This is a genomic window from Micromonospora siamensis (assembly GCF_900090305.1).
GTDB classification, from domain to species: Bacteria; Actinomycetota; Actinomycetes; order Mycobacteriales; family Micromonosporaceae; genus Micromonospora; species Micromonospora siamensis.
Map to the genome: position 1 here is coordinate 5,164,169 of NZ_LT607751.1, position 13,789 is coordinate 5,177,957.

A 13,789-nucleotide genomic window follows, 5' to 3' on the forward strand; every position below is an offset into this window, starting at 1 on the left:
CGCCTCAGTGCCCGAGCAGGGGCAGGCTCGGCCGGTTGACGTCGTCGCCCAGCTCACCCATGGCCAGGGCGGCGAACCGGACGGCGAACGGCTGCCAGACCTCCTCCACGTCGGCGAGCACCCGGTCGCAGGCGGCCACCACCAGCTCCTCGTCGTAGCCCAGCTCGGCCAGCAGCTCCGAGTCGCGGGCCCACTCGGCGATCATCGCGGTGTCGCACTCGATGTGGAACTGCAGGCCCCAGGCCCGGTCGCCGAGGCGGAACGCCTGGTGCGGGTAGCGGGTGGAGGCGGCCAGCAGGGTGGCGCCCCGGGGCAGCTCGGTGATCTCGTCGGAGTGCCACTGGAGCACGTCGGGGATCAACGGCACGTACTTGAACAGCGGGTCACCCTCGGCGGCGTCCCGCTTGCCGACCACGGCCGGGCCGACCTCGGGGCCGGACGGACTGCGCTCGACCTGCCCGGCGTGCGCGGTGGCCAGCAGTTGCGCGCCGAGGCAGACGCCGAGGGTGGGCACCCGGTGCCGGACGGCCTTGCGCAGCAGCCCCTCCAGCGCCGGGAACCAGGGCGCGCCGGGTGTCCCGTCGGGCAGCGGGTACGCCTGCTGGTCACCGCCGAGCACCACCAGCGCGGCGTACCCGTCGAGGTCGGCGGGGAGGTCCTCGCCGGCGTGCGGCCTGAGCACGGACAGTTCCAGGCCGCCCTCGGCGAGCCACTCGCCCAGCCGGCGGAGGTCGTCGGTCGGGTCGTTCTCGATCACCAGCGCGGTTGCCACGCCGTCGAGGCTAACGGGTACGCCCACGTCGGCTGGGAACGGCTCGGCCCGGCCGTCCCGTTAGGCTCGGTCGTCGTGACCACCTCCGCGCTGCGCCCGCCCGTCCTGCGTCCCGGCGACCAGGTGATGCTGGTATCCCCCTCCGGTCCGACCACCCCCGAGCTGGTGGCCCGGGGCGTGGAGCTGCTCACCGGCTGGGGACTGCGGCCGGTGCTGGGGCCCAACGCGTACGCCCGGCGGGGTTACCTGGCCGGGGACGACGCGCTGCGGGCCGCGGACCTGAACGCCGCGTTCGCCGACCCGGAGATCCGCGGGGTGATCTGCACCCGGGGCGGCTACGGCGCGCAGCGGGTGGTGGACCTGCTCGACCTGGCGGCGGTGCGCCGCGACCCGAAGGTGGTGGCCGGGTTCTCCGACATCACCGCCCTGCAGTTCGCGCTCTGGCGGGGCGCCCGGCTGGCGGGCGTGCACGGGCCGGGCGCGGCGTGGCGGGACGAGCGGCTGCCGCTGGCCTCGGTGGAGTCGATGCACGCCGCGCTGATGACCACCGAGCCGGTGACGGTCGCCGCGACCGCCGCCGAGGAGACGTACGCCGTCCGGGTGCCGGGCCGGGCCGAGGGACCGCTGCTCGGCGGCAACCTGTGCCTGATCACCGCCTCGGTCGGCACCCCGGACATGCCGGACCTGACCGGTGCGGTGCTGCTGGTCGAGGAGGTGCAGGAGCCGCCGTACAAGGTCGACCGGATGCTCACCCACCTGCGCCGCGCGGGCGCGCTGGCCGGCCTGGCCGGGGTGGCGGTGGGCCAGTTCACCGACTGCGCGGACGGCTGGGACACCACGATCGTCGACGTGCTGACCGACCGGCTGGGCGACCTCGGGGTGCCGGTGCTGGGCGGCCTGCCGATCGGCCACGGGCCGGGGCAGCTCACCGTCCCGGTCGGCACCCCGGCGGTGCTGGACGCGGACGCGGGCACGTTGACCGTCGCGCCGGCGGTGCGCTGACCACCCGCCCGGGCACGATCCGGCACTGACCTCGCAGAACCACAGAAAAGGCGAAAAACCGTCGGTACGGTCCAGTTCCCCACCTGCACCTGAGCCGCGCTCTCCGACCCTGACGCAGCCGGCGGGTCGCCCTGTTCGAGGGCGGCCCCGCCGGCTCCCTGCCCGGCTGGCGTGCCAACCCCGGGACAGGTCAGACGGTGAGGACGGCGAGCGCGCCGGTCTCCAGGGCCGCGCAGACGCTCCCGTCGGGCGCGACGGCGATCCCGTGTGGCTCGGAGGCCGCGGTGGGCAGGTCGTGACCGGTGATCCGGCCGCCCGCGTCGACGTGGCCGATCCGGTTGGCGCCCCACTCGGTGAACCAGCAACCGCCCGCCGGGTCGGCCACGATCGCGTGTGGACGGGCGGCCCGGTCCGGCAGCGGGAACTCGGTGACCTCCCCGTCGACGGTGATCCGGCCGAGCTGCCCGGCGAGGATCTCCACGAACCAGAGCGCGCCGTCGCCGCCGGCGGTGATCCCGACCGGGCCGGCGGCGTCGGTGGGCAGGGCGTGCAGGCGTACCCGCCCGGCCGGGTCGATCCGGGCGATCGCGTTGGCCCGGTTGAGCGTGCACCACACCGCCCCGTCCGGGCCGAGCGCCAGCATCGACGGGAAGGCCCCGTCGACCGGCAGCGGGAACTCGGTCACCTGCCCGTCGAGGGTGACCCGGCCGACGGCGTCGCGGTTCATCGCGGCGTACCAGAGGGTGTCGTCGGGGCCGGCGACGAGCCCGCACGGGCCGCTGCCCGCCGGGAGCGGCACCGCGCCGGCGACGCCGTCGGTGGTGACCCGGCCCAGCCGGTCGTCGCCGGAGCGGGTGCACCGGAGCGCACCGTCCGGCCCGCTGGTGATGACCAGTGGCCGGCTCTCCGCCGGGTCCGTGCGGTGCTCCCGGACGTCGCCGTCCAACCCGACCCGGGCAGTCCCGCCACCGCCGGACAGGGTCACCCAGAGCGCGCCGTCCGGGCCGACGGTGATCCCGTACGGCCCCGAGCCCGCCCCGGTCAGCTCGATCTCCCGGATCCGTGCCACGCGGTCTCCCCTCTCCGGCAACGGGCCCACCCTGCGCTCCCCCGTCCACGGGCGCAACGTGATTCCGGTGGAACTGCCAGCTGGCTCATAGGGTCGCCACGGGTGCCGCCCAGCTCGACCGGTCACTGTCGGTGAGGTAATCGCAGCACCACCCCGAAACCGACCGGAGGACTGATGTCCCGCACGATGTCGAAGAAGCACCTGCTGGCCGGCCTGGCCGCCGCCGGGGTACTCGGCGTGGGGATCGCCGCCGCCCCCGCGTTCGCGGAGGACAGCGCCGCCCCGACGCCGAGCGCCAGCAGCAGCGCCGACCAGGGCGGCACCGACGACCAGGGGACCGACCGGCAGCAGCAGCGGGCCGACCGGCAGGCCGAGTTCGCCGAGGCGCTGGCCAAGGAGCTGGGCGTACCGATCGAGAAGGTGACCACCGCGCTGGAGAAGCTGCGCGCGGAGCACGAGGCCGACCGGCCGCAGCGCCCGTCCGCCGAGGACCGGCAGGCCATGCTCAAGCAGCGGCTGGACCAGGCGGTCAAGGACGGCAAGCTCACCCAGGAGCAGGCCGACGCGATCACCAAGGCCGTCGAGTCCGGGGTCTTCCCCGGCGGCGGCATGGGCTTCCGCGGTCACCACATGCGCTGACCCGGCGCGTGACTCGTGCGGCATGTCGCGGTTCCCGCCCTCCTGGGACCGCGACATGCCGCACGTCGGCCTGCTCACCGGGCCGGCCTGCCCGGTGAGCACCGCCATCAGCGCAGGTACGGCCCGTCCGTGCCGATCTTTCCCGGTGCCGGGTTGCCGGGCAGGTCGAGCACGTAGACCCGCAGGTTGCCGGTGCCGCTGACCGAGGCGGTGAGACTGCCGTTGGTGACCGTCCTCACATCCCCGGTGACGGCGTCGGTGTAGGTGCCGTTCGGTATCCCGCTGAACGTGGCGCCGCCGGAGACGGTGACCAGGGCGAAGCTGTCCACCGTGCCGGCGGTGAACCGCCGCTTGTACGCCATGATGCTGCCGCTGATCCCCTCGGTCGAGTACTGCCCCTTCTGCAGGGCCGGGATGGCCCGGCGGATCCGGTTGAGCCGTTGCACGTGCCTGACCAGCGGCTGGCTCAGCGTGGTGGCCACCTCGCCGCTGGCCGAGCCGACCACCCCGAAGTCGGTGGCGGTGACGCTGCCGGCCAGGTGCCCGCCGTAGTAGGCGCGGCCGGTGGTGGCCAGCGGGCAGGTCGGCCCGCAGTCGATCCGGGCGCCCTTCTGGAACTCGATCTCCGAGCCGTAGTAGAGCGTCGGGATGCCGCGGAACGTCCACATCAGGCTCATGTTCTCCGCCCAGGCCGCGGTGCCGCCCGCGTACCGGGTGGCGGACTTGTTCGGGCCGTAGTCGTGGCTGTCGACGTAGACGGCGTTGTAGGTGGCGTCGTTGTAGCTGTCGTCGGAGTCCTTGCCGTTGAGGAAGGCGTTCGTGGCGTCGCCGAAGTTCATGTGCATCCGCATGTCGATGACGTTCATGCCGGAGGCCTTCGCGTGGTCCGGGGCGTGGTAGTCGTTGCCGCGCAGGAACGCGTTGTCGGTGGTCGGCTGGCCGTTGGGGCCGAGCAGAGACTCGTAGTCGTACTGCTCGATCGCGGCCTTGACGTCGTCCGGGCTGTACTCCTTGCGCTCGTTCCAGGTGAAGAACTGCGCGGAGTGGTTCACCGAACCCCGGTTCCACTTGTCGTTGACGAAGGCGGCGACCTCGCCGAAGACGTAGAAGTCCCGGCCCTTCTCACCGAACCTGCTGACCGCGTGCTGCCGGATGGCGGGCAGGAACCGCCGGTTCCAGGTGACCCGGGGGATGTGCACGGCGGTGTCGATCCGGAAGCCGTCCACCCCCATGTCGATGTACCGGTTGTACGCGTCGATCAGGTACCGCTGCACGGTCGGGTTCTCGGTGTTGAAGTCGGCCAGGTCCTCGTGCAGCCAGCAGCTGCGCGCGTCCTCGCCCTCCCAGTTGCCGATCCAGCACTGGTGGTACAGGTCGGCGGGGAAGAGCTTGCTGGTCGGGGTGGGCCACTGGCAGTTGTAGAGGGTGTAGCCCTCGGCGCTGCGCCCTCCGGTCGGGGTGCCCCAGTTCAGGCACCGGTTGCCCGTCGGGGCGGCCGACGACCACAGGTCGCCGTTGTAGGGACGCCCCTTCGCCAGCGCGTTCTGCGCCGGGGTGAGCGCCGGGTCGGTGCCGGTGGCCTCGACCAGCGGGTCGTACTCCCGGCCGGCCTGGGGTTGGTCGTAGTACCACTTCCACTGCTCGTCACGGGTGCCGTGGACGGTGGGCACGAAGAGGCCCTTGGCACCCCAGCGGGAGCTGTGGTTGTAGACCACGTCCTGGAAGATCTTGATGCCCTTGGCGTGCGCCGCGTTGATCAGGTCCTGGTAGGACGCGCCCGGGCTCTCCAGCCGGGGGTCGACCCGGTAGAAGTCCCAGCCGTGGTAACCGTGGTAGTCGTAGTCGGAGCGGTTGAGCACCACCGGGGTGATCCAGATGGCGGAGAAGCCCAGCCCCTTGATGTAGTCGAGCTTGTCGACCAGCCCCTTGAAGTCGCCCCGGAACATCGGGTCGTCGTTTGCCGCGTTGCCCGAGCGCACGTGCTGGCTGCCGCCCCGGTCGTTGGTGGTGTCCCCGTCGGCGAAGCGCGCCGTCATCACGAAGTAGATGCTGTCCTCGCGGGGGTCGCCGCCCAGTGGCGTACCGCCGGCCGGCGCGCTGCCGGTGGTCGCGGTCGCCGGCGCGCTCGCCGCCGACCGGTTGCCGGCCGCGTCGAGTGCGCGCACCGTCCAGGTGTACGCCGTGCCCGGTGCCAGGTCGTAGGCGAGGTACGAGGTGGTGGTGCTGGTGACGGTGGTGCTCCCGCCGGTGCCGCCGGTACGGGTCAGCTCGTACCCGGTGACGCCCCGGTCGTCGGCGGACGCCGTCCAGGTCAACGTCACGGCGAGCCCGTCGGCCTTCGCGGTCAGCCCGCCCGGGACGGACGGTGCGGTGGTGTCGGGGCTGACCGGCGTGCACGGGTCGGCGGCGTTCGCGGTGACCCGGCCGCCGTCGACGGTGCTCCGCCCGACGCCCACGGTGTAGTCGGCGCCGTTGTTGTTGTCCCAGTTGCCGGCGGTGTCGTTGAAGGCGGCGGTCAGCCCACCGGCGACGCCGAGGTCGACGACCCGGCGCGCCCAGCCGGCGCAGGCCACCGTCATGGCCACCCCCGGCGCCGTGGTCCAGGTGCCGCCGTTCGGCCGGTAGTGGACGTTCGCGGCGTTCCAGCCACGCGGGGTGAGGTGGTAGAAGACCTCGGCGGTGTTGCCCGGCCCGGCCGTGGGTGACGGGCTGGGGGTCGGCGACGGGGTGCCGGTGGCGCAGGGGTCGCCGCTGCCGACCTTCCCGGCGGCGACGGTCACCGTGCCGGCGCCGAGCCGGTAGTTGGCGCCGTTGTTGTTGTCCCAGACGCCCGTGCCGTTGGTGAAGACGGCCTGGAGGCCGGTGGCCGCGCCGAGGTCGATGGTGCGCCGCCGCCAGCCGGCGCAGGCGGTGTCCATGGCGACGCCGGGGACCGGGGTCCAGGCCGCGCCGTCGACGCCGTAGTGGATGTTGACGGAGCTGCCCCAGGCGGTGGGCGGTTGGTAGTAGACGGTGACCGTGTTGGCGGCGGCCGCAGCCGTGAACGGCAGCAGGCCCGCGGTGAGGCCGGCAGCGAGCGCGAGGGCGCCCCACCGGCGACGGAAGCTGGTCGTGGTACGCCTCATGGTGGCTCTCCTGACTGCCCGCGCCCACCCCGCGGGCGCAAGAACCTGAAGGCATTGCAAGAAATTGCGGCTTGCGGTGCCAGGAAGTTACCAGCTTCAATCCTCGGAAACCAGGGCTTCACAATCGACAAAAGTGCGCATCGGTGCCGCTGGCCCATGGAAGAGCTTGCACCTGCGGAAATACCTTCCGAGGCATGTACCCGGTGGTCCGGGCGCGTTCGCCGGGGTCCGGCGATCGCGCCCGGAAGACCCGTCGACCGATCAGGCCGGGGCGGGCGGGGTGAAGACGCCGAGCCGGTTGCCGGTCGGGTCGAGCAGCTGGGCCAGGGTCAGCCCGCTCGGCGTGGTACGCGCCGGGACGAGCACCTTCCCACCGGCCGCCTCGGCCCGCCGGCAGATCTCCGCCACGTCGGTCACCTCGGCGTAGAAGATCGCGTAGTTCGCCGCGTCCCCCTCCGTGGCCCGGATCGCCCCGCCGATCCCCCGCTCCCCGCCGGCCACCGTCTGCCGGTACGACCCACCGGGCGGCCCCTGCTCCTCGAACGTCCAACCGAACAGGTCGGCGTAGAAGCCCTGCGTCTCGTCGGGCCGGTCCGAGCCGATCTCGAACCAGGTCACCGGAATGCCGGACATGCTGCCTCCTCAAGCGCGCCGGCCGGGGTGGCCGGCGCCTGCCAGGAGTCAGCCTCGGCGACGTCCCCGACACCGTCCTGTCGGCGTTTCCGGATTGGTTCGCCGCGCCCGCACCGGAGCCGGCGCAACCGGCGCCCGGATCAGCCGCCCGCGCCACCGGCGCGCCGATCAGCTCCCTCGCCCGCAGCGCCGGCGCCCGGGTCAGCCCAACCCGAGCCGCCGACCCTCAGATCAGGCTCAACGCCCGCACCCGCTCACGCGGGATGTCCAGCTCGTCCAGGCTCAGCTCCCGCGTCACCCGCTCGGCCAGCGGGCGCACCGAGACGATCCGGTCGGTGCGGAAGCAGCGCGGCCCGCCCCGCAACCGGCACCAGGCCACCAGGTACCAGTGCCGGGCGTTGCCGAGGTAACCCAGTGGCTCCACGTCCCGGGTCGAGACCACTCCCGCGCGGTCCGCGTACCCGAGGCGCAGCACGCGCCGCGCGGTGACCGCGCCGGCGACGAGCGCCGGGACGGGCGCGGCCGGCCCGTCGCCGATCAGGTGCACCCGGCCGGCGAGCCGGTGCGCCTCGGCCGCGTCGGCGGCCGGCATCACCGCGACCAGCTTGCGCAGCGCCGCCCCGGCGGCCGCCGCGAAGGGGGTGCCGCGCAGCCGGTGCAGGCCCACCGCCATCGCCACCGCCTCACCGGCGGTCAGGTTGACCGGCGGCAGGGTGTGCGCCCGGTCGACCGCGTAACCGCCGGTGCGGCCCGGCTCGGCCCAGATCGGCACCCCGGCGGCCTGCAACGCGCCGACGTCCCGCTCGATGGTGCGGGTGCTCACCTCGAAGCGCCGGGCCAGCCAGGTCGCGCTGCGCGGCCGGGGCGAGACCGCCCGCAGCTCCTCGACCAGGGCGTAGAGACGGTCCGTCCGGTTCACCCCCGCAGGCTAGGCCCCAGGTACGACAGCCCTCAGGCGATGCAGGCGCAGACGATCAGCGCCGCGCCGAAGTGGGTCGCGGCGCTGACCCGGGCGGCCGGGTGCGGCTGGTCGGCGCAGATCACCTCGCCGAGCTTGCCCGGGGTGAGCAGGTCCAGCACGAAGAAGGCCAGCGCCATGATCAGCAGCCCGATCAGCCCGAAGACCACCGTGGAGGCGAGCCCCTTGCCGAACGAGTCGTAGCTGGTCAGGATCGCGGTGAAGACGATCCCGGCGATGCCGAGCTGGTTCGCGGCGAGCAGCAGCGCGGCGTTGCCGTTGCGCTGCACCCAGATCAGCTCCCGCAGCCGGCCCGGGGTGAGCAGGTCGACCAGGCCGAAGCCGGCCGCCATCAGCCCCACCCCGACGATCCCGAACACCACGCTCTGCCAGGCCCCGCTGAGCAGATCCTCCAGCACCGGCACGCCTCCCGACCGCCACCGGCCGACCGGAGTGCCGGCGCGGTGATCGAGACGATAGCGGCCGGAGGGCAGTGTGATCTAGAGCGAGAGGTAGTGCTGCCGCTCGTACGGGGTGACCTCGCGGCGGTACTGCTCCCACTCGGCCCGCTTGTTCCGCAGGAAGAAGTCGAAGACGTGCTCGCCGAGCACCTCGGCGACCAGCTCGGAGCCGGCCATCACGTCGATCGCCTCGGAGAGGTTCTCCGGGAGCGCCTCGTAGCCCATCGCGCGACGCTCGGCGCTGCTCAGCGACCAGACGTCGTCCTCGGCGCCCGGGGGCAGCTCGTAGCCCTCCTCGATGCCCTTGAGGCCGGCGCCGAGCATGACCGCGAAGGCGAGGTAGGGGTTGGCCGCCGAGTCCAGCGAGCGGACCTCGACCCGGGCCGAGTTGGGCTTGCCGTACGCCGGGACGCGGACCAGCGCGGAGCGGTTCAGGTGACCCCAGCAGACGTACGCCGGGCTCTCGGTGATCCGGTCCGGCAGCGCCTGCGGGAAGAGCCGCTTGTAGGAGTTCACCCACTGGTTGGTGACCGCGGTGTACTCCCGGGCGTGCATCAGCAGGCCGGCGATGAACGACTTGGCCACCTTGGAGAGCTTCATCGGGTCACCGGCGTCGTGGAACGCGTTGCGCTCCCCCTCGAACAGCGACAGGTGGGTGTGCATGCCGCTGCCCGGCTGGTCGGTGAAGGGCTTCGGCATGAAGCTGGCCTGCACGCCGGTGGAGAGCGCCACCTCCTTGACCACGTGCCGGAAGGTCATGATGTTGTCGGCGGTGGTCAGCGCGTCGGCGTAGCGCAGGTCGATCTCCTGCTGCCCGGGGGCGACCTCGTGGTGGCTGAACTCCACCGAGATGCCGATCCGCTCCAGCGACAGCACCGCCTGCCGGCGGAAGTCCCGGGCCACCGCGTGGGTGGTGTGCTCGAAGTAGCCGCCGGTGTCCACCGGGATCGGCACCGAGCCGTCCTGCGGGCCGTTCTCCAGCAGGAAGAACTCGATCTCCGGGTGGGTGTAGAAGGTGAACCCCTTCTCGGCTGCCCGGGACAGCGCGCGGCGCAGCACGTGCCGCGGGTCGGCCCAGGAGGGGCCGCCGTCGGGGAGCAGGATGTCGCAGAACATCCGGGCGCTCTCGCCGCTGACCCCACCCTCGAACGGGAAGACCTGGAAGGTGGTCGGGTCGGGCATGGCCACCATGTCGGATTCGAAGACCCGGGCGAAGCCCTCGATCGCGGAGCCGTCGAAGCCGATGCCCTCCTCGAAGGCGGCCTCCAGCTCCGCGGGCGCGACCGACACGCTCTTGAGCGTGCCGAGCACGTCGGTGAACCACAGCCGGACGAAACGGATGTCCCGTTCTTCCAGCGTGCGGAGGACGAACTCCTGCTGACGGTCCACAACAACCCCTCGCGACACTGTTTCCAAGCCACCGGTCGGACCGGCCACGCACCTGACCGCCCAGTGTCCATCGACCTCGTTACGCCGACGTTACGCGACCCCGCGCCCGTCGGCCCGCCGTGTCCCACCTCTGCCGGCCCGGCGCGGGCCGCTGGGGCAAGATGAGGACATGCCCACGCTGCGCCTCGCCCTGTCCCAGGTCAACCCGACCGTAGGCGATCTGGACGGCAACGCCGACCTGGTCCGGCGGTGGACCCGGCGGGCCGCCGACGCCGGCGCCCAGCTGGTCGGATTCCCCGAGCTGATGCTCACCGGCTACCCGGTGGAGGACATGGTCTTCCGGCGGTCCTTCGTCGCCGCGTCGAAGGCCGCCCTGGACCGGCTCGCCGCCGACCTGGCCGGCGACGGCCTCGGCGAGCTGCCGGTGCTGGTGGGCTACCTGGACGCCGACGGGCCGCCGCAGGTCAGCGTCGACGCCCAGCCGGGGCACGGCGCCCGCAACGCCGCCGCCCTGCTGCACCGGGGCGCCGTGGTGGCCACCTACTTCAAGCACCACCTGCCGAACTACGGGGTCTTCGACGAGGATCGCTACTTCGTGCCGGGCGACACGCTGACCGTGGTCCGGATCGGCGAGGTGGACGTCGCGCTGACCATCTGCGAGGACCTGTGGCAGGCCGGCGGGCCGTTCGCGGTGGCCCGGCAGGCCGGCGTCGGGCTGGTGCTCACCATCAACGGCTCGCCCTACGAACTGAACAAGGACGACGTCCGGCTGCCGCTGGTCCGCCGGCGGGCCGCCGAGGCCGGGGCCACCATCGCGTACGTCAACATGGTCGGCGGCCAGGACGAGCTGGTCTACGACGGCGACTCGATGATCGTCGCCGCGGACGGCACCCTGCTCGCCCGGGCCCCGCAGTTCGTCGAGCACCTGCTGGTGCACGACGTGCCGCTGCCGGCCGCCGGCGAGCCGACCGACCCGGGCGAGCTGGCCGACGGGATGCGGCTGGTCCGGCGTACCGTCGGATCCCTGCCGCCGGCCCCGGCGGGCCCGGCGGCGGCCGGCGGGGTGATCGAGCCGGTCGCCGACGAGGCGGAGGTGTGGCACGCGCTGGTGACCGGGCTGCGCGACTACGTCGACAAGAACCGGTTCCCGTCGGTGGTGCTGGGCCTCTCCGGCGGCATCGACTCGGCGCTGGTGGCGGCGCTGGCGGTGGACGCCCTCGGCCCGGACCGGGTGGTCGGGGTGTCGCTGCCCAGTCAGCACTCCTCCGAGCACTCCCGCTCCGACGCGGCGGAGCTGGCCAAGCGCACCGGGCTGGACTACCGGATCGAGCCGATCCAACCGATGGTGGACGGCTTCCTGGCCAACCTGTCGCTCTCCGGGGTGGCGGTGGAGAACCTCCAGGCCCGGGTACGCGGGGTGATCCTGATGGCGCTGTCGAACCAGGAGGGCCACCTGGTCCTCACCACCGGCAACAAGAGCGAGCTGGCGGTCGGCTACTCCACCCTCTACGGCGACTCGGTGGGCGGCTACAACCCGATCAAGGACGTCTGGAAGACGCTGGTGTGGCGGCTGGCGAAGTGGCGCAACGCGGACGCCGAACGCCGCGGCCAGACCCCGCCCATCCCGGAGAACTCGATCGGCAAGCCGCCGTCGGCGGAGCTGAGCCCCGGCCAGCTCGACAGCGACACCCTCCCCGAGTACGACGTCCTCGACCCGATCCTGATCGGCTACGTCGACGGTGACCTGGGCCGGGACGGGCTGATCGCCTCCGGGCACGACCCGGCGGTGGTGGACAAGGTGCTGCGGATGGTCGACCTGGCCGAGTACAAGCGTCGCCAGTCCGCCCCCGGCACCAAGATCTCGATCAAGGCGTTCGGCCGGGACCGCCGGCTGCCGATCACCAACCGCTGGCGCGAGCACGGCTGACGGGCCGTCGCGGAGGAGTGAAATCCTCCACTCCGACCTGCCCTCGGCCGGTCCCGCGGTGCGACGATCGCGACAGCAACCCGGGGACCGCGTACGCGGCCTCGAGGAAGGGAGACAGTGATGGTGGAATCCACCCCCACCGAGGTGACCGCCCTGTACGGCGGGCCGGCCACCCGACGGGTCCGCACCCGCGACCTGATCGCCGCCAAGGAGCGCGGTGAGCGCTGGTCGATGCTCACCTCGTACGACCAGTACACCGCCGGGATCTTCGACGCGGCCGGCATCCCCGCGCTGCTGGTGGGCGACTCCGCGGCGAACAACGTCTTCGGCTACGAGACCACCGTGCCGGTCACCGCCGAGGAGCTGCTGCCCCTGGTCCGCGCCGTCGTACGCGCCACGAAGCAGGCGCTGATCGTCGGCGACCTGCCCTTCGGCTCGTACGAGGAGGGGCCGACGCAGGCGCTGCGTACCGCCGTCCGGTTCATGAAGGAGGGCGGCTGCCACGCGGTGAAGCTGGAGGGCGGCCGGCGCTGCGCCGAACAGATCGCCGCCATCACCGGCGCCGGCATCCCGGTGATGGCGCACATCGGCTTCACCCCGCAGAGCGAGCACGCCATCGGCGGCTACCGCGTCCAGGGGCGCGGCGACGCCGCCGACGACGTGATCGCCGACGCCCGGGCGGTGGCCGAGGCGGGCGCCTTCGCCGTGGTGCTGGAGATGGTGCCGGGCGAGGTGGCCAAGCGGATCACCGCCGAGCTGCCCATCCCGACCGTCGGCATCGGCGCCGGCCCGGACACCGACGCCCAGGTGCTGGTCTGGCAGGACATGGCCGGGCTGCGTACCGGCAAGGCCCCGCGCTTCGTCAAGCGCTACGCCGACCTGGCCGGCACGCTCGCCGAGGCGACCCGGCGCTTCGCCGACGAGGTACGCGGCGGCGAGTTCCCGGCCGCCGAGCACACCTTCTGACGGGTCCGGGAGGGCCGCCGCCCATCAGTGCGGCAGCGGCCCTCCCGCCCGCGCTTCCCCCGACCTCCGGCCCGCCCGCGCTGCCCCGCTGCCCCAGCCCCCAGCCCGCTCACGCTGCCCCGCTGCCCCGCCGGCCCCCCGGCCCGCTTGGGGTGTCAGAGTCCCGGCGCCCGCGATCGGTCGCGCGGCTACCGGGGTCAGACCACGCAGAACTCGTTACCCTCCGGGTCGCTGAGCTGCACGGCGTAGTGGCCGTTCTCCGGGTCGTCCATGGTGCCGAGAACCGTGGCGCCGAGCGGGATCAGCCGGTCCACCTCGGCGTTGACCCGCCCCCGCCGCTCGGTCAGCGGCACACCCCGACCCCCGCCGACCTTGAGATCGATGTGCAGCCGGTTCTTCAGCGACTTGGCCTCCGGGACCGGCTGGAACCAGATTCGCGGTCCCGCCCCGGTCGGGTCCTCCAGCCGGTCCGCGCAGTCGCCCGCGCCCAGTTCCTCGGCGGGTACACCGTGCGCCAGATACCACTCCCGCCAGGTGGGATGCCCGTCCGGCGGCGGTTGCGGCCGGTAGCGCAGCGCCTGCGCCCAGAACGCGACGAGCCTCGACGGCTCCCGACAATCGATCACCAGCTGCCACTCCATTCGGTGATTCTGTTCCAGGGGTACGACATCAACGCGTCCCGCCTGACGACCCGACGCCGCCCCGCGGTCGAGGTGCCGCCTGTCACCCCAGGCTGACGGCGGTACCGGCCGCAACGAAGGGGCGACACCGCAGCTAGGTCGTCAGCGGCCGTAGCCTCGCGGCAGCTGCCGCCGACCGCCGTCCCGTCGCGTGAGGGTGCACCCGGA

At 73.0% G+C, this 13,789-nt stretch carries 12 protein-coding genes; 4 read left to right on the forward strand and 8 right to left on the reverse strand.

Annotated elements, in window-relative coordinates:
- Window positions 1-4 precede the first annotated feature (4 nt).
- Complete coding sequence (locus GA0074704_RS23415; RefSeq protein ID WP_088972489.1) at window positions 5-772, reverse strand: type 1 glutamine amidotransferase; 768 nt, start codon at window positions 770-772, stop codon at window positions 5-7.
- A 126-nt stretch (window positions 773-898) separates the two neighbouring features.
- Here GA0074704_RS23415 and GA0074704_RS23420 point away from each other — a divergent pair, with 126 nt between their 5' ends.
- Window positions 899-1,774 (forward strand): S66 peptidase family protein, encoded by an 876-nt coding sequence (locus GA0074704_RS23420; protein WP_088973918.1) that lies wholly within the window; start codon window positions 899-901, stop codon window positions 1,772-1,774.
- Window positions 1,775-1,964: 190 nt separating this feature from the next.
- Here the strand turns inward: GA0074704_RS23420 and GA0074704_RS23425 are convergent, their stop codons facing one another.
- The gene (locus tag GA0074704_RS23425; RefSeq protein ID WP_088972490.1) at window positions 1,965-2,843 is read right to left on the reverse strand and encodes a Vgb family protein; all 879 of its coding nucleotides are present in this window, start codon (window positions 2,841-2,843) and stop codon (window positions 1,965-1,967) included.
- Between the two features lie 174 nt (window positions 2,844-3,017).
- Between GA0074704_RS23425 and GA0074704_RS23430 the strand changes: the two genes are divergently transcribed.
- A complete protein-coding gene (locus GA0074704_RS23430) occupies window positions 3,018-3,482 on the forward strand; it encodes a hypothetical protein (RefSeq protein WP_088972491.1) in 465 nt (154 codons plus the stop codon).
- Between the two features lie 107 nt (window positions 3,483-3,589).
- Here the strand turns inward: GA0074704_RS23430 and GA0074704_RS23435 are convergent, their stop codons facing one another.
- The 5 genes from GA0074704_RS23435 to glnA all read right to left on the reverse strand — a co-directional run bounded on the left by GA0074704_RS23435 (window position 3,590) and on the right by glnA (window position 10,048).
- Window positions 3,590-6,607 (reverse strand): carbohydrate binding domain-containing protein, encoded by a 3,018-nt coding sequence (locus tag GA0074704_RS23435; RefSeq protein WP_088972492.1) that lies wholly within the window; start codon window positions 6,605-6,607, stop codon window positions 3,590-3,592.
- 261 nt (window positions 6,608-6,868) lie between these two features.
- Window positions 6,869-7,240: a VOC family protein gene (locus tag GA0074704_RS23440; protein WP_088972493.1), complete on the reverse strand. Its 372-nt coding sequence runs from the start codon at window positions 7,238-7,240 to the stop codon at window positions 6,869-6,871.
- A 226-nt stretch (window positions 7,241-7,466) separates the two neighbouring features.
- Window positions 7,467-8,159, reverse strand: a complete 693-nt coding sequence (locus GA0074704_RS23445; protein WP_088972494.1) for a helix-turn-helix transcriptional regulator — start codon at window positions 8,157-8,159, stop codon at window positions 7,467-7,469.
- 32 nt (window positions 8,160-8,191) lie between these two features.
- A complete protein-coding gene (locus GA0074704_RS23450; RefSeq protein WP_088973919.1) occupies window positions 8,192-8,617 on the reverse strand; it encodes a DUF350 domain-containing protein in 426 nt (141 codons plus the stop codon).
- Window positions 8,618-8,698: 81 nt separating this feature from the next.
- Window positions 8,699-10,048 carry a type I glutamate--ammonia ligase gene (gene glnA, locus GA0074704_RS23455; protein ID WP_088972495.1) on the reverse strand — a complete coding sequence of 450 codons (1,350 nt, stop codon included), beginning with the start codon at window positions 10,046-10,048 and terminating at the stop codon, window positions 8,699-8,701.
- 169 nt (window positions 10,049-10,217) lie between these two features.
- Between glnA and GA0074704_RS23460 the strand changes: the two genes are divergently transcribed.
- Together GA0074704_RS23460 and panB are read left to right on the forward strand one after the other, a co-directional pair.
- Entirely contained in the window at window positions 10,218-11,975 is a 1,758-nt protein-coding gene (locus tag GA0074704_RS23460; RefSeq protein WP_088972496.1) for an NAD+ synthase, read from the forward strand.
- Between the two features lie 120 nt (window positions 11,976-12,095).
- On the forward strand, window positions 12,096-12,941 hold the full coding sequence (panB, locus tag GA0074704_RS23465) for a 3-methyl-2-oxobutanoate hydroxymethyltransferase (RefSeq protein WP_088972497.1): 846 nt from the start codon (window positions 12,096-12,098) through the stop codon (window positions 12,939-12,941).
- Window positions 12,942-13,138: 197 nt separating this feature from the next.
- Here the strand turns inward: panB and GA0074704_RS23470 are convergent, their stop codons facing one another.
- Entirely contained in the window at window positions 13,139-13,582 is a 444-nt protein-coding gene (locus GA0074704_RS23470) for a VOC family protein (RefSeq protein ID WP_088972498.1), read from the reverse strand.
- Between the last annotated feature and the right edge of the window lie 207 nt (window positions 13,583-13,789).